This window comes from Kribbella turkmenica (assembly GCF_004348725.1).
In the GTDB taxonomy this organism is placed as follows: domain Bacteria; phylum Actinomycetota; class Actinomycetes; order Propionibacteriales; family Kribbellaceae; genus Kribbella; species Kribbella turkmenica.
In genome coordinates, this window is the sequence record NZ_SMKR01000060.1 from 16,548 (window position 1) to 38,146 (window position 21,599).

The 21,599-nt window shown below is 69.2% G+C and carries 19 protein-coding genes; 13 read left to right on the top strand and 6 right to left on the bottom strand.

Going from position 1 to position 21,599, the window contains the following annotated elements:
* Window positions 1–28 precede the first annotated feature (28 nt).
* The gene (locus E1218_RS15720; protein WP_132320713.1) at window positions 29–745 is read left to right on the top strand and encodes an ABC transporter ATP-binding protein; all 717 of its coding nucleotides are present in this window, start codon (window positions 29–31) and stop codon (window positions 743–745) included.
* 53 nt (window positions 746–798) lie between these two features.
* On the opposite strand, the gene E1218_RS15725 is transcribed toward E1218_RS15720, so the two are convergent.
* Window positions 799–1,515 carry a DUF554 domain-containing protein gene (locus E1218_RS15725; protein WP_233712254.1) on the bottom strand — a complete coding sequence of 239 codons (717 nt, stop codon included), beginning with the start codon at window positions 1,513–1,515 and terminating at the stop codon, window positions 799–801.
* A gap of 146 nt (window positions 1,516–1,661) precedes the next feature.
* Here E1218_RS15725 and E1218_RS15730 point away from each other — a divergent pair, with 146 nt between their 5' ends.
* Window positions 1,662–2,291, top strand: a complete 630-nt coding sequence (locus E1218_RS15730) for a GNAT family N-acetyltransferase (protein ID WP_132320717.1) — start codon at window positions 1,662–1,664, stop codon at window positions 2,289–2,291.
* Here E1218_RS15730 and E1218_RS15735 read toward each other — a convergent pair.
* Window positions 2,254–2,661, bottom strand: a complete 408-nt coding sequence (locus tag E1218_RS15735) for a hotdog fold thioesterase (RefSeq protein ID WP_132320751.1) — start codon at window positions 2,659–2,661, stop codon at window positions 2,254–2,256. The two genes, E1218_RS15730 and E1218_RS15735, sit on opposite strands and share 38 nt — an antisense overlap.
* Before the next feature lie 92 nt (window positions 2,662–2,753).
* Between E1218_RS15735 and polA the strand changes: the two genes are divergently transcribed.
* A complete protein-coding gene (gene polA / locus E1218_RS15740) occupies window positions 2,754–5,456 on the top strand; it encodes a DNA polymerase I (protein WP_132320753.1) in 2,703 nt (900 codons plus the stop codon).
* A 101-nt stretch (window positions 5,457–5,557) separates the two neighbouring features.
* Here polA and E1218_RS15745 read toward each other — a convergent pair whose 3' ends face one another.
* Window positions 5,558–6,031, bottom strand: a complete 474-nt coding sequence (locus E1218_RS15745) for an NUDIX hydrolase (protein ID WP_132320719.1) — start codon at window positions 6,029–6,031, stop codon at window positions 5,558–5,560.
* A gap of 219 nt (window positions 6,032–6,250) precedes the next feature.
* Here E1218_RS15745 and E1218_RS15750 point away from each other — a divergent pair, with 219 nt between their 5' ends.
* The 3 genes from E1218_RS15750 to E1218_RS15760 all read left to right on the top strand — a co-directional run bounded on the left by E1218_RS15750 (window position 6,251) and on the right by E1218_RS15760 (window position 10,035).
* Complete coding sequence (locus E1218_RS15750) at window positions 6,251–8,005, top strand: extracellular solute-binding protein (protein ID WP_132320721.1); 1,755 nt, start codon at window positions 6,251–6,253, stop codon at window positions 8,003–8,005.
* Between the two features lie 50 nt (window positions 8,006–8,055).
* Window positions 8,056–8,937 (top strand): carbohydrate ABC transporter permease, encoded by an 882-nt coding sequence (locus tag E1218_RS15755; RefSeq protein ID WP_233712255.1) that lies wholly within the window; start codon window positions 8,056–8,058, stop codon window positions 8,935–8,937.
* 123 nt (window positions 8,938–9,060) lie between these two features.
* The gene (locus tag E1218_RS15760) at window positions 9,061–10,035 is read left to right on the top strand and encodes an ABC transporter permease (protein WP_132320725.1); all 975 of its coding nucleotides are present in this window, start codon (window positions 9,061–9,063) and stop codon (window positions 10,033–10,035) included.
* A gap of 1 nt (window position 10,036) precedes the next feature.
* On the opposite strand, the gene E1218_RS15765 is transcribed toward E1218_RS15760, so the two are convergent.
* Window positions 10,037–11,209: an MATE family efflux transporter gene (locus E1218_RS15765; RefSeq protein ID WP_233712256.1), complete on the bottom strand. Its 1,173-nt coding sequence runs from the start codon at window positions 11,207–11,209 to the stop codon at window positions 10,037–10,039.
* A gap of 135 nt (window positions 11,210–11,344) precedes the next feature.
* Here E1218_RS15765 and E1218_RS15770 point away from each other — a divergent pair, with 135 nt between their 5' ends.
* Window positions 11,345–13,015, top strand: coding sequence for a hypothetical protein (locus E1218_RS15770; RefSeq protein WP_132320729.1), 1,671 nt, complete (start codon window positions 11,345–11,347; stop codon window positions 13,013–13,015).
* A 78-nt stretch (window positions 13,016–13,093) separates the two neighbouring features.
* Here the strand turns inward: E1218_RS15770 and E1218_RS15775 are convergent, their stop codons facing one another.
* Complete coding sequence (locus tag E1218_RS15775) at window positions 13,094–13,918, bottom strand: class I SAM-dependent methyltransferase (protein ID WP_132320731.1); 825 nt, start codon at window positions 13,916–13,918, stop codon at window positions 13,094–13,096.
* A 9-nt stretch (window positions 13,919–13,927) separates the two neighbouring features.
* Window positions 13,928–14,680, bottom strand: coding sequence for a MerR family transcriptional regulator (locus tag E1218_RS15780; protein WP_132320733.1), 753 nt, complete (start codon window positions 14,678–14,680; stop codon window positions 13,928–13,930).
* Between the two features lie 84 nt (window positions 14,681–14,764).
* Here E1218_RS15780 and E1218_RS15785 point away from each other — a divergent pair, with 84 nt between their 5' ends.
* The 6 genes from E1218_RS15785 (at window position 14,765) to E1218_RS15810 (ending at window position 21,523) form a co-directional block, all read left to right on the top strand.
* On the top strand, window positions 14,765–15,655 hold the full coding sequence (locus E1218_RS15785; protein WP_132320735.1) for a phosphotransferase family protein: 891 nt from the start codon (window positions 14,765–14,767) through the stop codon (window positions 15,653–15,655).
* A 261-nt stretch (window positions 15,656–15,916) separates the two neighbouring features.
* Complete coding sequence (rpsA, locus tag E1218_RS15790; RefSeq protein ID WP_132320737.1) at window positions 15,917–17,395, top strand: 30S ribosomal protein S1; 1,479 nt, start codon at window positions 15,917–15,919, stop codon at window positions 17,393–17,395.
* 216 nt (window positions 17,396–17,611) lie between these two features.
* Entirely contained in the window at window positions 17,612–18,229 is a 618-nt protein-coding gene (gene coaE, locus E1218_RS15795) for a dephospho-CoA kinase (protein WP_132320739.1), read from the top strand.
* Window positions 18,230–18,363: 134 nt separating this feature from the next.
* The gene (locus E1218_RS15800) at window positions 18,364–19,569 is read left to right on the top strand and encodes a PrsW family intramembrane metalloprotease (protein WP_132320741.1); all 1,206 of its coding nucleotides are present in this window, start codon (window positions 18,364–18,366) and stop codon (window positions 19,567–19,569) included.
* On the top strand, window positions 19,566–20,648 hold the full coding sequence (locus E1218_RS15805) for a hypothetical protein (protein WP_132320743.1): 1,083 nt from the start codon (window positions 19,566–19,568) through the stop codon (window positions 20,646–20,648). The genes E1218_RS15800 and E1218_RS15805 overlap by 4 nt, the downstream gene beginning before the upstream one ends.
* Window positions 20,645–21,523, top strand: a complete 879-nt coding sequence (locus tag E1218_RS15810) for a hypothetical protein (RefSeq protein ID WP_132320745.1) — start codon at window positions 20,645–20,647, stop codon at window positions 21,521–21,523. Before E1218_RS15805 ends, E1218_RS15810 begins: the two co-directional genes overlap by 4 nt.
* Window positions 21,524–21,599 lie beyond the last annotated feature (76 nt).

Below are 21,599 nucleotides of genomic sequence, written 5' to 3' on the forward strand. Positions count from 1 at the left end.
CACTCCTCAGTCCAGACCGGGAGGCCCCGTGACCGCGATGCTCGAGGTCCGTGACCTGGAAGTTGCCTACGGCAAGATCGTCGCGGTGAAGAAGATCAGCTTCAGCGTGGAGCAGGGGCAGGTGGTGTCGCTGATCGGCACCAACGGCGCCGGCAAGACCACCACCCTGCGGACGATCTCCGGTCTGCTCCGGCCGACGTCGGGGGAGATCCTGTTCCAGGGCGAGCCGATCCACCACAGCGCCGCGCACGACATCGTCGCCAGCGGGCTGGCGCACTCGCCGGAAGGGCGGCGGATCTTCCCGAAGCTGTCGGTCGAGGAGAACCTGCTGCTCGGTGCGTTCGCCCGCAAGGACCAGGGCGGGGTCCGCACCGACCTGGACGCGGCGTACGATTTGTTCCCGATCCTGGGGGAGCGGCGCAAGCAGCCGGCCGGGACGTTCTCCGGCGGTGAGCAGCAGATGCTGGCGATGGGCCGGGCGATGATGAGCCGGCCGAAGCTGCTGATGCTGGACGAGCCGTCGATGGGGCTGTCGCCGATCATGATGAAGCGGATCATGTCGACGGTGACCGAGCTGCAGCGGCAGGGGACGACGATCCTGCTGGTGGAGCAGAACGCGCAGGCGGCGCTGAAGCGGGCCGACTACGGCTACGTGCTGGAGGTCGGGAAGGTCGTGCTGTCCGGCACCGGCCGGGACCTGCTGGTCAACGAGGACGTCCGCAAGGCGTACCTCGGCGAGGACTGACCGCCACGAAGTAGTTGCCGAGAGCCCCGGTCCGGGTAGGGCCGGGGCTCTTGTCAGTTCCGGATCACCACCAGCAACTGCACCAGCAGCGGCGCGACGACCAGCGCCGGCAGCAGGTCCGCGACGGCGATCTGCTTGAGCTTCAGCAACCGCAGCGCGACCCCGATCAGCATCACCCCGCCGGTGGCGCCCAGCGCGGTCACGTGCGCCTCCGGCAGTACGTCGCCGAGCACCGCGCCGACCGCGGTCATCAGGCCCTGGAGGACGAGGACGACGAGCGCGGACGCGGTCACGCCCCAGCCGAAGGACGCGGCGAACGCGATCGAGGCGAACCCGTCCAGCACCGCTTTGAGGAACAACTGGTCCGCGCCCCGGCCGAGCCCGTCGGACAGCGCACCGAGGAATGTCAGCGGCCCGACACAGAACACCATCGATGCCGTCACGAAGCCTTCGACGAAGGTGCTCTCGCTGTCACCCCGGCTGAACCGGTGCTGCATCCAGGCCCCGAAGTCCTCCAGCCGCTGCTCGATCCGCAGCAGCGATCCGGCGATTCCGCCGATCAGCATCGCGCCGAGCACGATCAGCACGGGCGCGCTGTCGCCGACCGCGTCACTGAGCACCGCGTCGCCGACGGTGAGTGCCGACGTGATCGCAATCAGCAGCGTGACCAGGCCGAGCGCGTCGGTGACGAGGTCGCGCGTGCGGTGACTGAGGCGGTGGCCGATGAGTACGCCGAGTACCGATCCGGTGAGTACTGTCGCGACGTTCACGACAGTACCGATTCCGACGAACAAACCTGGTCTCCGATCAGCCCGGGCAGCTTTGCAAGAGACCCCGGAGGGCCTACTGTTGCGCGAGGACGAGCGTATCCGCACGTCCCGTTCACCTCGGGGGTGGACCAGACCAGGAGGTCGCTGTGGCATCAGCCATCGAGGTGAGGGACGCCCAACGCGGTGATGCCGACGCCTTGGTGGCGTTGTGGCGGGAGATGGCCACCGGGGACGGGCATCCGCCCCGGCTGCCGTCGACGCCGTCGGCCGCCGCCGTCGAGGTTGCTGTCGGCAAACACCTGGACGACCCGTTCGGCCGGCTGCTGGTCGGCGAGCTGGACGGCGCCGTCCACGCGATGGCCTACCTGCGCCGGACGGCGATCAGCCCGCTGCACGACGACTTCACCGTGACGGTGGAGTACCTGCACGTCAGCGACGAGGCCCGCCGGCACGGCCTGGGCAAGGCGTTGATCGCGGAGGCGGCCGCCTGGGCCGAGCACGAGAACTGCGCCCACCTGGCCGCGGTCGCACCGGCGATCGCGCGGGAGGCGAACCGGTTCCTCGCCCGGCTGGGTCTCGGTCAGGCCGGCGTACTGCGGTTCGCGGCCACGCATACCGTCCGTCGCCGGCTGGCGGCCGAGCACGCGCCGAACCTGCTGGCGCTGCTGTCGTCGCGACGGTCCGCGATCGCCCGCCGCGCGCAGCTGGCCCGCCCGCTCCCGGCCGACGCCACCGACGTCAGGTACCCGGCGGCGCCGGGATCAGCTGGCACGTGATCCGCGCGGTGCAGACCCGCTTGTCCCGCTCGTCGGTGACGACGACCTCGTACGACGTGGTCGTCCGGCCGAGGTAGATCGGCGTGGCGACGCCGGTGACGACGCCGTCGCGGACCGCGCGGTGGTGGGTGGCGTTGATGTCGACCCCGACCGCGACCTTGCCGTACGTCGCCGCGTGCAGCGCGGAGCCGATCGAGCCGAGACTCTCCGCGAGCACGCAGGACGCGCCGCCGTGCAGCAGCCCGTACGGCTGGGTGTTGCCCTTGACCGGCATGGTCGCGACCACCCGCTCCGGTGCAGCCTCGGTGACAACGATTCCCATCAGCTGGAGGAGAGTGCCCTCCAGGCCCATGCCCGGTCCCAGGTTCATCTGATCAGTCACGGGAGCAGACTACGCGTGCGAGAACTGTCCCAGGGAACCACTAGAGTCGGTACGTGGCTCCAGAAACCAACACCTCGACGATGACCAAGGACGCACCGCAGCCGGGCGCCGGCCGGCCGCGGATCCTGCTGCTGGACGGGCACTCGCTGGCCTACCGGGCGTTCTACGCGCTGCCGGTGGAGAACTTCTCCACCACCACCGGGCAGCACACGAACGCGGTGTACGGCTTCACCTCGATGCTGATCAACATGCTCCGGGACGAGCAGCCCACCCACGTCTGCGTCGCGTTCGACGTGTCCCGCAAGACCTTCCGCTCCGAGCAGTACGCGGAGTACAAGGCGGGCCGGTCGAAGTCGCCGGACGAGTTCAAGGGGCAGGTCTCGCTGGTGAAGGAGGTGCTGGAGGCGCTCCGGATCCCGACCGCCGAGATCGACGGCTGGGAGGCCGACGACATCATCGCCACGCTGGCGACGCAGGCGTCCGAGCAGGGCTTCGAGGTGCTCATCAGCAGCGGTGACCGGGACGCGTTCCAGCTGGTCAGCGACGACGTCACCGTGCTCTACCCGAAGCGCGGCGTGTCCGAGATCGCCCGGATGGACCCGGCCGCGGTCGTGGAGAAGTACGGCGTGACCCCGCGGCTGTACCCGGACCTGGCCGCGCTGGTGGGGGAGTCGAGCGACAACCTGCCCGGTGTTCCGGGCGTGGGGCCGAAGACGGCGGCCAAGTGGCTGAACCAGTTCGGCTCGCTGAACGACGTGGTCGACCGGGTGAACGAAATCAAGGGCAAGGCCGGGGAGTCGCTGCGCGAGCACCTGGCCGACGTGATCCGGAACCGGCAGATCAACGAGCTGGTCCGCGACCTGACTCTGGACGTGACTGTCGACGACCTGGTCCGGACGCCGTGGGACCGGGACAAGGTGCACACGTTGTTCGACAGCCTCGAGTTCCGGGTGCTGCGCGAGCGGCTGGTCGCCGAGCACGAGGAGGTCGACGCGACCGTCGACCACGGCTTCGAGCTGGACGGCGTCCAGCTGAAGCCCGGCGAGGTGGCCGGCTGGATCAAGGAGAACGTCAGCACCGGCGAGCGGGTCGGCGTCGCGGTCCAGGGCAGCTGGGGCCGCGGCACCGGTGAGATCACCGGTCTCGCGCTGGCGAGCACTTCGGGGGCGGCCGCCTGGTTCGACCCGACCGCGCTGACGCCGGACGACGACGCGGCCTGGCAGGCCTGGCTCGCCGACCCGAAGCAGCCGAAGGCACTGCACGACGCGAAGGGCCCGCTGCTGGGCTTCCTGGAGCGCGGCTGGACGCTGGCCGGGCTCAGCTCGGACACCCAGCTGAGTGCGTACCTGGCGCGTCCGGACCAGCGGTCGTACGACCTGGCCGACCTGACCGTCCGCTACCTCAAGCGCGAGCTGCGCAACGAGGAGGCCGACAACGGTCAGCTCAGCTTCGACGACGTCGAGGGCGGTCCGGCCGCGGACGCAACCATGCTGCGCGCCCGGGCGATCGCCGACCTCGCGGACACGCTGGACACCGAGCTGGAGAAGCAGGCCGGGACGACGTTGCTGGCGGACGTCGAGCTGCCGCTGATCGATGTCATCGCCGGCATGGAGCGGGACGGGATCGCCGTCGACCGGCCGTACCTGGAGGAGCTCGAGGACCGGTTCGCCACCGGCGTGCGGGAGGCCGCCGCGTCGGCGTACGAGGTGATCGGCAAGGAGATCAACCTCGGCTCGCCGAAGCAGCTGCAGGTGGTGCTGTTCGACGAGCTGCAGATGCCGAAGACCAAGCGGACCAAGACCGGCTACACCACCGACGCGGACTCGCTGCAGGCGCTGTTCGAGAAGACCGAGCACCCGTTCCTGGCGTACCTGCTGGCGCACCGGGACGCGACCCGGCTGCGGCAGACGGTCGAGGGGCTGCTGAAGACGATCAGCCCGAAGGACGGCCGGATCCACACCACGTTCAACCAGACGATCGCGGCGACCGGGCGGCTCAGCTCGACCGACCCGAACCTGCAGAACATCCCGATCCGGACCGAGGAGGGCCGCCGGATCCGGCAGGCGTTCGTCGTCGGCGAGGGCAACGAGTCGCTGATGTCGGCCGACTACAGCCAGATCGAGATGCGGATCATGGCGCACGTCTCCGAGGACGAGGGGCTGATCTCGGCATTCAACTCGGGCATGGACTTCCACTCGGTGACCGCATCCCGGGTGTTCTCGGTGGAGCCGTCGGCGGTCACGCAGGAGCAGCGGGCCAAGATCAAGGCGATGAACTACGGCCTCGCCTACGGCCTGTCGGCGTACGGGCTGAGCCAGCAGCTCAAGATCGGTGTGGACGAGGCCAAGGGGTTGATGGACGAGTACTTCGAGCGCTTCGGCGGTGTCCGCGACTACCTGCGCAGCATCGTCATCGACGCCGGCAAGAGCGGCTACACCGAGACGATCCTGGGCCGCCGGCGCTACCTGCCGGACCTGACCAGCGACAACCGGCAGCGCCGCGAGATGGCCGAGCGGATGGCGCTGAACGCGCCGATCCAGGGATCGGCGGCGGACGTGATCAAGATGGCGATGCTGAAGGTGGACGCGTCGCTGCGGGAGTCCGACCTGAAGTCGCGGATGCTGCTGCAGGTGCACGACGAACTGGTCTTCGAGATCGCGCCGGGGGAGCGCGAGGCGCTCGAGGAACTGGTCCGCCGGGACATGGGCCACGCGGTCGAGATGGCCGTCCCGCTGGACGTCTCGATCGGCATCGGCCGCACCTGGCACGAAGCCGCCCACTAGGCGCTTCGCCCTAGCCCCACCTCAGCACACCGGCCGTACCAGCTCCGCCTGGTGCGGCCGGTCGGGCTATACGGCCAGGCGCTGGTGCGGCCGGTTGGCTGTCAGGGGCGTTCGAAGACCGGCAGCGGGTCGGGGGACAGGGCCCGGGCGATGCACTCGCGGTCGCGTGCCGGCAGGTCCGGCAGGTCGGACAACGGGAACCAGGCGACCTCGAGGGACTCGTCGTCGTTCACCCGCGGCTCGCCGTGCAGCGGGCGGCAGCGGAAGCAGAGGTCGAGGAACTGGACCTGGTCGCCGTTGGGGTAGCTCGACGGCGGGAGCGCCTCCGTGCTGACCAGCCGCTCGACCTCGACCGTGACCGCGGTCTCCTCCTGGACCTCGCGGGCCAGGCCGACCGCCGGCTGCTCGCCCGGCTCGAGGATGCCGGCGACCAGACTCCAGTGACCGGTGTCCGCGCGCCGTACCAGCAGGACCTGCCCGGCGTCGTCCAGGACCACACCGGTGATGCCGGTCAGCCAGAGCAGGTCGTGCCCGATCTTCGCGCGCAGGTCGATGATGAACTTCGGGGTCGCCATGGTCTGAACCCTATAGACACCGGCAGCGGCGGTTAGTTTCCGCAAGAAAGTTGGCCGCCGAGCCGCAATGGGAAGCGCTTTCCCCGCAAGACGCCGACAGCGACCGGCCGATTCCGGCGAGTAACGTCCGAACCCTTCCGAAGTCATCCGATCTGTGCGATCCTCCCGCAAAGATCCGAGATCCTATCGGATATGGCATAACCGGGATCGGGAGGCACAATGCGCGATGACCTCAGAACGACGACGGTGAAACGGCGCTCGGTCGTCGCCGGGGCGCTCGGAATCGCCGCCACCGGCGGCAGCGGACTCCTGAGCGGGTGCGGCTCCGGTACGGCGGAGACCGGCGCCGATCCCGAGAGCCTGGCCCAGCCTCCGGCCGAGCTCGCACCAGTGACGACGGGCGTCAACTACCCGCCCGGGTACGTCGGCCCGAAGGCGCGCCGGCGGACGGCGATCGTCAGCGAGCCGGTCACCTTCACCGTGGTCGTCCCGCAGAGTCTGACCGTCGGCGACTGGTCGAAGAACGAGTTCACCCGCTGGATGGAGCAGCAGACCGGGATCAGGATCCGGTGGCGTCAGGTGGCCGGCAAGGGCGACGACGCCGAGACGATGACCAAGGTCAACGCGATGATCGCGGCCGGCGACGTACCGGACGCCTTCCTCGGCATCACCTTCACGCGTTCCCAGCTCTACCTCTACGGCACCCAGAACCTCTTCCTCGACCTGACGCCGTACCTCGACCGGTACGCGCCGAACCTGCGGGAGGCGATGAAGGACTACCCCGAAGCCGGCAAGCTGATGGTTTCGCCGGACAAGGGCACCTACAGCTTCCCCGACATCAACGACTGCTACCACTGCCGTGCCTCGAACGGCCGGGCGTTGCTGAATGCCGAGTGGGTCCGCGAGGTCGGCCTGGCGATGCCCACGACCACGGACGAGTTCCGCGAGGTGCTGACGGCGTTCGAGAAGGCTGATGTCGCGGGCGGCGGCAAGACGATCCCGTTCGGCGGCTACAAGGACGCTCCGCTGGACACGTACTTCATGAACGCGTTCCTCTACAACCCGGGCGAGCCCTGGCTGGTCGTCGACGACGGCAAGGTCCGGGCGAACTACGTCCGGGACGAGTGGCGCGAGGGACTGAAGTACCTGCACGGCCTGTACGCCGACGGCCTGCTGGCGAAGGACATCTTCACCGCCAACGAGGACCAGATCAAACGGTACGGCGACAACCCCGGCGGCCCCATCCTCGGCGGCGCCCGGGTCTACTACTGGGGCACCTTGATGACCCTGGACCTGGTCGACCCGAAGGCCCGCTGGCACCAGTACGAGACGATGGAGCCGCTGAAGGGCCCGGCCGGTGTCCAGGTCGCTCCCTGGGACTACCTCAACGTCGGCCTGGAGGTGTCCACCCTGGTCGTCACCCGCAAGTGCGCGCGCCCGGATCTGCTGGTCCGCTGGGCCGACTACCAACTGGACCTCGAGGTCGTGCTGCGCTCGTACGCCGGCCCCGGCTTCCGCTGGTCGGCCAAGGGCGACAAGGGCATCAACGGCAGGCAGTCGATCTACGGCTACGACTCCTGGAACACCGACGAGACCAAGGGCAAGACCTGGGACCAGTACGGCGTGATGTACCGGTCGGGCGACTTCCGCCTCGCCGAGCGGGTGAATCCGCGGCAGCCGACGTTCGAGTCGCCGCTGTACGAGCAGACCAGGGACCACCTCTTCCCGTACCGGCAGCCGATGGAGCAGCAGTTCCCGCCGGTGACGCTGGAGGCGGACCAGGCCGCGCTCGACGCGGAGATCGGGCTGAACCTGAAGACCGAGGTGACCACGTCGCTGGCCAAGTTCGTCACCGGCCGGCTCGATCCGTCCGACGACGCGCAGTGGAACGACTACCTGGACCGCATCCAGCGGATCGGGCTGCAGCCCTACCTGGAGATCCAGCAGGCCGCCTACGAGACCTACCAGGGGTGATGACCGTGGCCACCGCGACACCCGCCGCACCGACGGGAACCCCGGCTCCCGTGCGCGAGACCCGGTCCGACCGGATCGTGATGATCTGCAACTACACCGCACTCGGCCTGTTCACGCTGGCCGTCCTCTACCCGCTGGTCTACGTCGCCAGTGCTTCCCTCAGCGACCCGAAGAACGTGGTCTCCGGCGAGGTCTGGCTGTGGCCGGTCGGCTGGAGCGTGGAGGCGTTCACGGCGATTTTCGACTACGACTCGATCGTCAGCGGCTTCTCGAACTCGATCGTGTACGCCGCCGGCGGTGCCCTGCTCGCGACCGCGCTGACCCTGCTCGCGGCGTACCCGCTGTCCCGGCGGGGGTTGCCGGGCAAGGGCCTGATCATGGCGCTGTTCGTGTTCACGATGATGTTCAGCGGCGGCCTGATCCCGACGTACCTGGTGGTCGACCGGCTCGGGCTGCTGAACACACGCTGGGCGATCATCCTGCCGGCGGCGCTCGCGGTCTGGAACATGATCATCACCCGGACCTTCTTCCAGACCACGATCCCCGAGGAGCTGGCCGAGGCCGCGAAGGTCGACGGCTGCAGCGACGTCGGCTTCTTCTGGCGGATCGTGCTGCCGCTGAGCAAGCCGATCATCGCGGTGAACCTGCTGTTCTACGCCGTCGCCCAGTGGAACTCCTGGTTCAACGCGCTGATCTACCTGACCAGCGAGCACCTGTTCCCGCTGCAGCTCGTTCTGCGCCAGATCCTGATCCAGAACAACTTCGACCCGTCCCAGGTCCGCGACACCGCCGAGCTGATCCGGATGAAGGAGTTGCAGGAGCAGCTGAAGTTCTCGCTGATCGTGATCGCCACCATTCCGCCACTGCTGATCTACCCCTTCGTGCAGAAGCACTTCGTCAAGGGGGCCATGGTCGGCTCGTTGAAGGGCTGAACCCATGGCTCTACTGATGCCACGCCTCCGGCGCGGCGGGTCATGGGGCTCGACCTCCCGGTCTTCCCTCGTCGCTCCAGTCGCTCCGCTCCCTCCACTCCTCAGTCCAGACCGGGAGGCCCCATGACCACCGAAACCCTGGTACGACGTACGCCCGCGCACAGCGCCACCCGGCCGAAGAAGCAGGCGGTCGGGCTCGGCGCCCGGATGCGGCGGAACTGGCAGCTCTACGCGATGCTCGCGCTGCCGTTGCTCTGGCTGGCGATCTTCGCCTACTGGCCGATGTACGGCGCGATCATCGCGTTCAAGGACTACAACGTGGTCGACGGCATCCTCGGCAGCCGGTGGGTCGGCTTCAAGCACTTCGAGCGGTTCGTGGAGTCGTACCAGTTCTGGCGGCTGCTGAAGAACACGCTGATCCTGCACGTGTACGAGCTCCTCGCGACGTTCTGGCTGCCGATCCTGCTCGCGCTCGGGTTGAACATGGCCCGGCGGCGCTGGTACCGACGGTCGGTCCAGCTGATCACCTACGCGCCGCACTTCATCTCGACCGTCGTCGTGGTGGGTCTGATCGTGGTGATCGTCGACCCGAACAGCGGCGTGCTGAACCAGTTCCTCGGGCTGCTGGGGATCGGGCCGATCGACCTCCTGAGCAACCCCGACTACTTCCGGCACCTGTACGTGTGGTCGGGTGCCTGGCAGACCATGGGCTTCTCGGCGATCATCTACCTGGCCGCGCTGACCAGCGTCGCGCCGGAACTCCACGAGGCCGCGATCGTCGACGGTGCGTCCCGGCTGCGCCGGCTCTGGCACATCGACCTGCCGGCGATCCGGCCGGTCGCGGTGATCCTGCTGATCCTGAACATCGGGTCGATCATGTCGGTCGGGTTCGAGAAGGTCCTGCTGCTGCAGAACACGCTGAATCTGCAGACATCCGAGGTGCTGGACACGTACGTCTACAAGCTCGGGTTCGCGTCGCAGGTGCCGCAGTTCAGCTATGCGGCCGCGATCGGCCTGTTCAGGTCGGTGGTCGGCCTGGCACTCCTGGTCCTGGCCAACGCGTTCGCCCGGCGGTTCGCGCGCAGCAGCCTGTGGTGAGTCAGCTGTCGTCGGAGGTCTGGCGGTGCAGTCCGGCCGCCAGGCCCACCGACAGCAGGACCGCGCAGCCGCTGGTCATCGCGACCAGCACCTGCACCCCGGTCATGCCGGTCGCGAGGTCGGTGCCCAGGACGATCCCGGCGCCGATCGCGAGTACGATCAGCCCGCTCCAGATCAGCAACGCGGCCCGCTTCTCCTGCTGCGCGATCGCGGCGTAGGCGACCAGTTGCAGGACGGCGTACGCCGAGCCGGCGATCGCGAACAGCCAGGTGTACGGACCAAGGGGACCGTAGTGCTCCTTCCCGCCGATCACGGCCACTACCACGTCAGGCAGGAGCAACGCACCCGCGACCGTACATACACCGAGTCCGGCGACCGCCCGGATCGCCCGGCGCAGCCGGACCGTGTCGCCGGGGGAGCTGGCGAGCGACGGGAACACGATCACGATCACGAACTGCGGCAGGAACAGGCAGGCCTTCGCCACGATCACTCCGGCCGCGTAGTACCCACTGTGCCGGCCGTCGAGCAGTGCCCGGGCGAACAGCACGTCCGCGTTGGCGATCGCGAAGAACGCGAGCAGCGTGTGCGTGCCGTGCACCGTCTCCCGGAGTACCTCTTTGACCTGCTGTGGTGTTCCGCCGGCCGAGCCGCGCAGCAGGAAGCCACCGAGCAGAGCCGGTACGGCGGCGCCGAGGGCGAGCCCGGTCATCGCTGCGTCGAGCGATGGCTGGATCAGCAGCGCACCACCACCCAGGACAACTCTGCCCACTCCGACCGAGGTGTAGACCGCGGCCACTTCGGTCCAGCGGTGACTGCCCTGCAGTACGCCGAGCTGTGAGCCCATCAGCGTGAGACAGCCGAGCGTGGGTGCGAGCAGCAGGATCGCGACCGCCGAGTCGATGTGCAGCAGCCAGACCAGCAGCGGCGTCGCCAGCGCGCAGACGAGCGTGAGTCCGAGCGCGGCGCGACGTCCGGCCTTGAGCATCGCGTCGGACAGGGCTGCCGCCCCCTCACCGGCGTGGGTGGCGAGCCGGCGAGCGCCTGTTGCCTGCAGACCGAGCGACGCGACGTTGCCGATCAGCAGCAGGCCGAGCAGTGCGGTGATCGCGCCGAACTGCTCAGGCACGAGCCGGTGCACGGCAATCAAGGTGAAACCGTAAGCGGCTACGTTCATGATGGCCATGCCGACGGCAACGACGGTCGCGCTGCGCAGGAACGCCAAACGGGGCGACTTGGGCTCTTGCTCAGGTGTGGCTTCCGCGCTCATGCTCTACTGCCTCGTGACGAGCAACGGGAGGGAAAGGGTTTCATGTCAGAACGTGCCGAGCGCGTCCTGGCGTGGCTGTGGCCTGTCCTGCTCACCCTGGTGATCACTGCTCCGCTGCTTGCTCCGGGCTACGTGGTCGGCTACGACATGGTCTTCGTGCCGGACCTCACGGTACGGCTTGACCTGTTCGGTGTCACAACGGCCATGCCCCGGGCTGTCCCATCGGACGTGGTCGTTGCCGTCCTGGACGACGTGGTCGGCGGCCAGGTGCTGAACAAGGTCGTTCTGGTGGCGATCCCGTTACTGTCCGGCCTCGGTATGACCGCGCTGTGGCGAGAGCTACGACTCGGCACTGCGTTGCCGGGTGCCGCGGCCGTCACCCTCTTCATGTGGAACCCGTTCCTCGCCGAACGGCTCCGACTCGGTGCCTGGGCACTTCTCCTCGGGTACGCCGCTCTGCCATGGCTCGTCCGGTCCGCGGTCCGACTGCGGAAGGGAACGGGCTGGCCGGGATTCCTGCTGGCGTCGGCCGGCTGTGCGCTCACTGCCTCAGGTGGAATCACCGGATTGGTTTTGGCCGCCCTCATTCTGCTGTGGCCCGGGCGAGGCCGGGTGTGGCCACTCGGTGGAGCCGCACTTCTGAACGCACCGTGGTTGGTGGCCGGCCTCGTGCACGGTGGCAACGCCACTGTCGACCCGGCATCGGTGACAGCCTTCGCCGCACGTGACGAAGGCTACGGGGGAGCCCTGCCCACTCTGCTGACCCTCGGCGGCGTCTGGAACGCAGACGTTGTTCCGGGCAATAGAGGCGACCTGATCCCAGTGATCTTCGCGTTCGTCATGCTGCTGATGTCAGTGGCCGGTGCTGTGCTCTGGTGGCGACAGGACCGCATTGCCGGCGCTCTTGTCGTGGCGGCCGGTCTGGCCGTGGTCATCGGCATGGCAGGCGTCGTGGCGCCGGGCTTCTTCGCAGACGTCGTGGCGAGCGTTCCCGGTGCCGGCCTGTTCCGGGACGGACAGCGCTACCTGGCTCCGTTGGTCTTGCTCGAGGCTGTGGGCTTCGGTGTGGCTGTCCACGCCCTGCGGCAGCGTATCCCGCTCCACCGAGTCGTCGGCGCGACCGCCGTACTGCTGCCGATCGCGGCGCTGCCGACGCTGGTCGGCGGGCCTGGGCTCAACGTGTCGCAGTACCCGTCGGACTGGGGTAGGGCACAGCGCGTGCTCGCCGGGCCGTTCATCCCGTGGCCGTTCGAGTCCTATCGCGCACCGGTCTGGAACGGCCGTCGTCCGGTGCGGGATCCGATGCCCCGGTACTTCGACCCACCGGCGATCGTCCCCGACGAGTTGATCGTGGGCGGCCACCGACTGGCCGGTGAGGACCCTCGCGCCACCGCGGTGGCAACGGCGGTCAGGGCGGCGATGCGCACCGGTGCTGATCCGACGCCCGTGCTGCTGGAGCAGGGCGTCGGCTGGCTGGTCGTTGACCGCGAGGCCGGCGGGCCACCACCGCGGGACTCCATCGCAGGCCTGACAGAGGAGTACGCCGGTCTGACGGTGAGCGTCTACCGCCTTGCTGGAACGCCTGCGACACAGCGCCCGGACGCCTGGCGGACCGCCGTCGTGCTGGGCGCGTGGGTGCTCGCCGGAGCGACCTTGATGGCCGCACTGGCCGGTCTGGTGACCCGTCGCTCCATGGTCTGGCGGCGTCGCTGACCGGGCCCTGATCGGCCTCTGGGTTCCGCTCGGCCCGCTGGTCGTCGGGTTGCTGCTGCTCGGCTTCGTCGGCTTCCGTCAGTTGCGGTCCTCGTCGGCGTCGGCCGAGACCTGGTCCTTGTGGGCGGACCAGATGGCGGTTCCTGGAACCAGGCGGCCGCGGTCCGGTCCCCAGCCGCCCCAGACCAGGTCGTGCCCGGCCGGCCACTCGGGCTCCAGCAGGTCGTCCACGACGAACCCCGCGGCGGTGAGTGCGCGGATCCAGTCACCGGTCGTGCGGTGGTGCTCGGCGTAGACCGGCGTCCCCGCGCCGTCCACTTCGACGTACGGCGTCCGGTCGAAGTACGAATGGGTGATGCGCAGGCCGGCCGGGGTGGGATCGTCCGGCATCGACCAGCGGATCGGGTGAGTGACCGAGAACACCAGCAGTCCGCCCGGCTTCAGGGTTCTGGCGATCTCGCGCAGCGCGGTCCCGGCGTCGCTCACGAACGGCAGCGCACCGAACGCCGAGCAGACGATGTCGAAGGCGGCGTCCCGGTAGGGCACCGCGGTGGCGTCGGCGGCGACCGTGCGAACGGCAGTGCCGGTCCGGGCGTCGAGCTGCCGGGCGATCCGGAGTTGCTCGACCGAGATGTCGAAGGCAACGACATCGGCGCCCTGGCCCACCAGCCAGCGTGCGCACTGGGCGCCGCCGCAGCCGACCTCGAGGACGCGCTTGCCGCGGACCGGTCCGAGCAGCCGGGCGTGCTCCTCGTCGACACCTTCCGGGCACCAGACGAAACGGTCGTCGCCGAGGAACTCGCCGTGCTCCGCGAGATACTCCTTCGCGGCCGAGTCCCAGTAGGCGCGGCTGGCGCGTGACGTCTGGGACTCGGTCAGTTCAACTCTGCGCGGCTCGGCCACGCGGTCAGGTTACGCGTCCAGCCGGTTGTCGGCGTACACGGTCATCGCATCCCGCAGGTACTCGACCAGCGAGTCGTCGCCGTCGCCGATGTTCTGCCGGAAGCGCTCGTCGTCGACGTACATCTGGCCGAGGCCCTTGTAGGCCTCGCGCGTCGGCGTCCAGAACAGGCTGGTCACCTCGTAGTGCTGCTGGATCAGCTCCTGCACGCTCAGTTCGGTCACTGCGGTCCCTTCCGCCTTGAGTGCGGCCAGACCCTCGTGCACACGGGTGTAGCCGGTCCGGGCCTTCTCGGCTTCCTCCTCGGACCACCCCTGAATCCGCCGGTAGCTCGCGTCGACGGCCTCGTCACCCCAGCGCTCGCGGGCCTCGGCCTCGTACGGGTTGTGCTCGAATCCTTCGAAGACCTTCTCCGGTGACATCTCTCCTCCTTTCCTGAGGTTCTCGATGGTGGAGTCGACGGTCCGGACCAGCTGCGCGAGTCGCAGCTGCTCGCGCAGCAGCCACTCCTTGTGCCGGGCGAGCACCGCGATCGTGTCGTGGCTGCTCCGGTGCGCGATGACCTCGGCCACCACGTCCAGGCTCAGTCCGAGGTCCCGCAGCAGCAGGATCTGCTGAAGCCGCAGCAGTTGCTCCTGCTCGTAGTACCGCCGCCCGTTGGGCGCGGTGCGGGCCGGCACCAGCAGCCCGATCGCGTGGTAGTGCCGCAATGTGCGCGCGGTGACGCCGGACGCCCGGGCCACCTCCGCGATCGACCACGCCATCGTGCCGCTCCTTTCCGTCAACGGGCTCGACCGTAGGGGTTGCCGTAACGTCAACTTCAAACCTCTTTGGCAGGATCACCCGGCATGAGCGAGTTCGCGGCCAGTGCGGTGCCACTGACAGGCGGGTACGGCGGTCAGACGTACGCGGTCAGCGCGGCGGGAGAGGACGCCGTACTGAAGCTGTACGTGAAGGACCCCGGCCGGGCCGCGGTGGACGCGGCCCTGCTCCGCCTGGTGCAGGGGCTGCTGCCGGTGCCGCGGATCCTGGACGCGAAGCGCGAGGGGTCGCCGGACGATCCGCCGTACCTGCTGACCGAGCGGCTGCCGGGGATGAACCTGCAGGTGTTCCTGGAGTCGGCCGGCGAGGAGGACCGCCGGCGGGTCGGCGAGCAGTTGGGCGAGTTGCTGGTGCGGCTGAGCGGGATGCCGTTCCTCACCATCGGGATGTTTCGCGACGGCGACCTGGGGATCGAGCCGTTCGGGGCCGGCGACCTCGAGCAGTACGCCGAGGGACTCGACCTCGGGCTGGACGCGGGGCAGCGGGACGGCCTCGCCGCGGTGATCGCCGAGGCCGAGGACCTGCTCGCCGCTGCAGTCGACCGGGTCTGCCTGGTGCACGGCGACTTCAATCCGAAGAACCTGCTGGTCGATCCGGCGGCCGCTCGGATCACCGGCCTGATCGACTGGGAGTTCGCGTACGCCGGGTCGCCGTACGCCGACCTGGGAAACCTCTTCCGGTTCTGCGCCGACCCGGTGCTGGCCGGCGCGGTCCTGGGCGTCGTCCGGGGGAGCGGCCCGGACCTCGGCGAGCCGCTGGTCGGCCTCGGCCGGGCGGCGGACCTGTGGGCGCTGCTCGACCTCGCCGCCCGGTCGTCCGAGCACGAGGTCGCGGCGGCCGCGCACGGCCTGGTTTCTCGGATGGCGGACACGCGTACCCTCGCCGGAGGCAGGCCCGCGCTGGACGTCGTACATTGAGATCAGTTGGTGATTTCGTGGCACGTCGGGAGACCTCGGCGGGCGGCCGGTAGGCACCGGGTGCCCCAGGTTGTGCTGCCTTCGTCAAGACCGGTATTCTGTGATGTGCGCTATGGGCCCGCGCGACCTCGGACGGAGCAGGCTCGTGCTCGCAGCAGTCGGTGGTGAACTGTCGTCTTCAGGCAATCCCGCGGTTTGGTGCGATCCAACGGTTCATGACGCGACCGCACGACACCACCAGTCCACGGAGCAACCCACCACATGACGGCCAGCATCGAGGCACCTCTCGACCCCGCAGTGCGCAACACCCCGCAGGTAGCGGTCAATGACATCGGGTCGGAGGAAGACTTCCTCGCGGCGATCGATCAGACCATCAAGTACTTCAACGACGGCGACATCGTCGAGGGCACCATCGTCAAGGTCGACCGGGACGAGGTCCTGCTCGACATCGGTTACAAGACCGAAGGCGTCATTCCCTCCCGCGAGCTGTCGATCAAGCACGACGTCGACCCGAACGAGGTCGTCAACGTCGGCGACCACGTCGAGGCCCTGGTTCTCCAGAAGGAGGACAAGGAAGGCCGTCTGATCCTCTCGAAGAAGCGCGCCCAGTACGAGAAGGCCTGGGGCACGATCGAGAAGATCAAGGAGGAGGACGGCGTCGTCACCGGCACCGTCATCGAGGTCGTCAAGGGTGGTCTCATCCTCGACATCGGTCTCCGTGGCTTCCTGCCTGCCTCGCTCGTCGAGATGCGCCGGGTCCGCGACCTCCAGCCGTACGTCGGCCAGGAGATCGAGGCCAAGATCATCGAGCTGGACAAGAACCGCAACAACGTGGTCCTGTCCCGCCGGGCGTGGCTGGAGCAGACGCAGTCCGAGGTGCGGATGAACTTCCTCACCCAGCTGCAGAAGGGCCAGATCCGCAAGGGTGTCGTCTCCTCGATCGTCAACTTCGGTGCGTTCGTGGACCTCGGCGGCGTCGACGGTCTGGTGCACGTGTCCGAGCTGTCCTGGAAGCACATCGACCACCCGACCGAGGTCGTCGAGGTCGGCCAGGAGGTCACCGTCGAGGTGCTGGACGTCGACATGGACCGCGAGCGCGTCTCGCTGTCGCTGAAGGCGACCCAGGAGGACCCGTGGCAGCAGTTCGCCCGGACCCACCAGATGGGCCAGATCGTGCCCGGCAAGGTCACCAAGCTGGTTCCGTTCGGTTCGTTCGTCCGCGTGGAGGAGGGCATCGAGGGTCTGGTGCACATCTCCGAGCTGGCCGAGCGGCACGTCGAGATCCCGGAGCAGGTCGTCCAGGTCAACGACGACGTCATGGTCAAGATCATCGACATCGACCTGGAGCGGCGCCGGATCTCGCTGTCGCTGAAGCAGGCCAACGAGGGTGTCGACCCGGTGTCGGACGACTTCGACCCGACCCTGTACGGCATGGCGGCGACGTACGACGAGCAGGGCAACTACGTCTACCCCGAGGGCTTCGACCCGGAGACCGGCGAGTGGCTCGAGGGCTTCGAGAAGCAGCGTGAGGAGTGGGAGCGGCAGTACGCCGAGGCCCACGCGCGCTGGGAGGCCCACAAGAAGCAGATCGAGGAGTCCAAGACGGCCGACGTCGAGGCCGGCGAGGCGTCGACGTACTCGTCCGCGGCGGCTCCGAAGGACGACGTTCCCGTCGAGGGTGCGCTCGCTTCCGACGAGGCGCTGCAGGCGCTCCGCGAGAAGCTGACCGGCCAGGGCTGACCTGTCCTGACCCGGTAGGACCCGAGACCCCCGCACCCCCGTACTGGGTGCGGGGGTCTCGCACGTCCGGAGGTCAGTCGTAGACCGGCGCCGCCGGGAGTCGCCGGAACCGTTGCCCCACCGGCCGCCGCCTCGCCCTGGATCCGCGTCCGCAGTTCCAGCACATGCGCTAGGCCGGTCGCCGCGCCGAGGTCAGGGCCTGAGTAGGGTGCTGGCGTGCTGAGAGTGGGACTGACCGGGGGTATCGGGTCCGGCAAGAGTGCGGTGTCGTCGCGGCTGGCTGACCGCGGGGCGGTGGTGATCGACTCCGACGTACTGGCGCGAGAGGTGGTCGCCAAGGGCACCGACGGGCTGGCCGAAGTGGTGCGCGCGTTCGGCGGCGACGTACTGACTGCCGAGGGTGAGCTGGACCGGCCGGCGGTCGGGCGGATCGTGTTCGGTGACGAGGCGGCCCGGCGCAGGCTGGAGGCCATCATCCATCCGCGGGTTCGGGCCCGGGCGGCCGAGCTCGAGGCCGCCGCACCGGCTGATGCCGTGGTCGTGCACGACATCCCGTTGCTGGTCGAGACGGGTCAGGCCGACCGGTTCGACATCGTCCTGGTGGTGGATGTGCCGGTCGACGTACAGGTCGAACGGCTGACCACGCAGCGGGGCATGACCGAGGCGGAGGCGAACCAGCGGATCGCGAGCCAGGCGACCCGGGAGCAGCGGCTCGCGGCGGCCGGCGTCGTGGTGGACAACTCGGGCTCGCTCGACGACCTGGACCGGCGGATCGCCGGGGTGTGGGCCGAGTTACGGCGGCGGGCAGGGCACAGTCCGGACACGAAAGCGTGACCCCTGCGCGGTAAATGATGATTCCAGGGCGGCCTGTACGAGAATCTGTCCCGGTTCGGCCCGGGTGACCGGGCCGCCAGCACCGTCGGCGCGGGCCCCGCGCCGGTCCGGACGTCCGAGGTTGGGAGGATGGCGTGGTCTGTCCGCGCTGCAACTCAGACGTCCCCGAGGTGTCGCACTTCTGCCACCACTGTGGCAACGACGTGCGCACCGGGGACGCCGAGCGGAAGAAGGCGTACGCCGCCAGGCCGGACGAGCCGGTGGCGTCGTTCCGGCTGGTCTCGACGATCATGCCGCAGGGCGCCGGCCGGCAGCCCTACACCTACAAGGTCGCCCTCGGGGTCGCCCTGCTGCTGACCGTGATCACGGCCGCGCTCGGTGCCCTGCCGGTGGCGATCATGGTGGCCGCCTTCTCCATCCCGATCGTCTACATCCTCTACCTGTACGACGTGAACCTGTGGGAGGACGAGCCGGTCCCGGTCGTCGCCGCGGCGTTCGTGCTGACCGGCGTACTGGCCGCGGTCTTCACCTGGCTGTGGTCGGACAAGATCGTGCTGTCGATCGGCACGATCGGCGGCAACGACGCCGGTCCGGCGCTGCGGGACCTGCTGATCCTGCTCCTGCTGGTCCCGGTCGTGTCCGAACTGGTCCGCCAGATCGGCCCGCTCTACCTGGCGTCGCGGCCGCGCTACGACGACCTGATGGACGGCTTCACCTTCGGTGTCGTCGCCGGTGTCGGGTTCGCGTGCTTCGAGACGCTGGTGCTGCACTGGGGCTGGATCAGCGGCGGCTTCGCCGGACCGGGCAGCAGCGCCGGCACCTGGATCTCGATCGTGGTGCTGCAAGGCTTCATCAAGCCGCTGATCTACGGCTCGGCGACCGGCCTGGCCGCCGCCGAGTTCTCCGGCCTCGGCGAGGGGTACGACGGGTTCGGCCCGCCCTGGGTGGCCGGCGTGCTCCAGGCGATCGCGGTCAATGCGCTCTTCCAGGGCGGTGTCTACCTGCTCGGTTTCGTCGGCGGCCACGGCTCGACGATCGGCGCGATCCTCGCCGTCGTCTGGGGCCTGCTGCTCCTCGGCGCGCTGATCATCCGGGTCCGCACCGTGCTGCACAAGGGCCTGCTCGAGGCGGCGCTGGAGGCGGCCGCGCGCGGCGGTTCCAACCACGCGTCGGGCGACCTGGCGTTCTGCTCGCGCTGTGAGATGCCGCTGCTGCCGCACTCCGACTTCTGCTCCGCGTGCGGCAACTCGGTGCGGTCCGTGCCGAAGTCCGCCCGCGGTGTGAGCGCACCGGCGGAAGCAGGTTCGTACGAGGCGACGACCGGGGAGACGCAGGCATGAGCAACCAGCCACCGCCCTACGGACAGGGCGGCCAGGGGCAGCAGCCGTACGGCGGCCGGCCGGGCCAGCAGCCGGGCCAGCAGCCGGGCCAGCCTCCCGGTCAGCACCCGGGGCAGCCCGGTCAGCCCGGCCAGCGCCCTGGTCAGCAGCAGCCCGGCTATGGTCCGCCGCCGGGACCGCCCGGGTTCGGACAGCAGCCGGGGCAAAATCAGCCGGGCCAGGCGCCGCCGGGGTACGGGCGGCCGCAGCAGGCGCCCCCGGGCTACGGTCAGCCGGGTCAGCCGCCGTACCAGGGTCAGCAGCCAGGCCAGCAGCAGTACCCAGGCCAGCAGCAGTACCCAGGCCAGGGCTCCCCGCAGCAGGGGTATCCGGGCCAGCAACAGCAGTACGGCGGCCCACAGCAGCAGTGGGGTCAGTACGGCGGTCAGGCGCCGCGCGGCAAGGGCGGGAACAAGATCCTGTTCCTGGCCGGCGGTGCGCTCGCCGTCGTCGCGGTGATCGGTGTAGTGCTCGCGCTGATCTTCGGCGGCGGTGACGACGAGGAGGCCGGTCCCGGCCCGAACCCGCAGCCGACCACCACCAGCACCGAGAGCCCGTCGCCCGAGCCGACCGAGAACGCCGACGAGGGCATCGAGGTGGCCGAGGGCGTCTACGTGAAGCCGCAGCCCGGCTACATCCGCAAGAGCGTGGACAACTTCAGCGGCGTCTACCTGCTCAAGCAGGGCGAGGCGTACTTCATGGTGAACGCGTTCAAGGGCGAGGGGAAGACCACCTCGACCGTGCTGCCGGAACTGCTGAAGATCGAGACCAAGGGCCTGTCGCAGGTCAAGACCGCGCAGCCGCGGGAGACCAAGCCGGGGGCGAACGACAAGACCGAGGTCAAGGTCGTCACCACCCAGGCCTTCCAGGCCGTGTCCACCACCCAGAACGGCAGCCTGCCGGTGGTCGGGTTCGTCGGCGTCATCGAGCGCAACGACGGCGTGATCACGATCGTCCGGGTGTACGGGCGCAAGGACAAGATCGGCACGATCGAGCCGGACTCGACGGCGATGCTGAAGTCGGTGGTCAGGAGCCAGTGACAGGCAAGCGCGACAAGAATGCCGGCGGGGGCAACCCCTGGGTCAACCAGCCCGGAGCGGGCGACGACGACGCGGCGGCTCCGCCGGAACCGGAGCGGCCGACGTCGCCGTGGGACCTCGAGGTGCCGCCTCCGCCCGGTCCCTGGACCGACACGCCCGGTCCAGGGCCCCGCCCGGCCACCGAGACGAGCTCGGCGTGGGGCGACAAGGTGGGGCCGCCGTCGCTGCGGCGGCCGCCGCCGGAGAAGAAGGGCCCGCGGATCCCGCCGCTGCTGATCCCGGTCGGCGCCGGGCTGCTCGTGGTCGTGCTGGTCGCGGTCGCGCTCGTCCTGCTGTCGGGTGGCGACGACACCGCCGAGCCGCCGGTCCAGTCGGCGCCGCCGACGGTCAGTACGCCGGCGACGACGTACGTCCCGCCGGCCAACGCGCTCCAGGTCGGCTTCGGCGTGTCCGTCGTACCGGTCGAGGGCTGGAGCCTGCTGGCGAAGGAGACGCAGGGCAAGGAGCTGGTCACCTACGCGCCGAACGGCGAGCCCAGGGCGTTCTTCTGGGTCCGGCAGAAGCAGAACGTGTCGGCCCAGGCGTACCTGCTCGCGATCGTCGAGGGCGAGACCGAGAACGAGATCGCCCAGCTCGGCAACACCCGGAACCTGCCGTGCCCGAAGGACGTCCTGGAGGAGTGCGTCGCGATCAGCTACACCTCCACCGCCAAGGACCAGACCGGGGCGGACGTGAAGGTGCAGGGGTACGTCGAGGTGTACCGGCGCAAGGACAACGTCGCCACCGCGCTGGACTTCCGGACCCGGGTCGACTTCGCCCAGAAGGCCGAGGCGGACGCCGAGACGATGAAGAAGTCGGTTCTCGACTCCCTCTGATGACGAACCACCAGACACACCGCGAGGAACAGCCATGAGTCAGCAGTACGGGCCGCCCCCGGGACCGCCTCCCGCC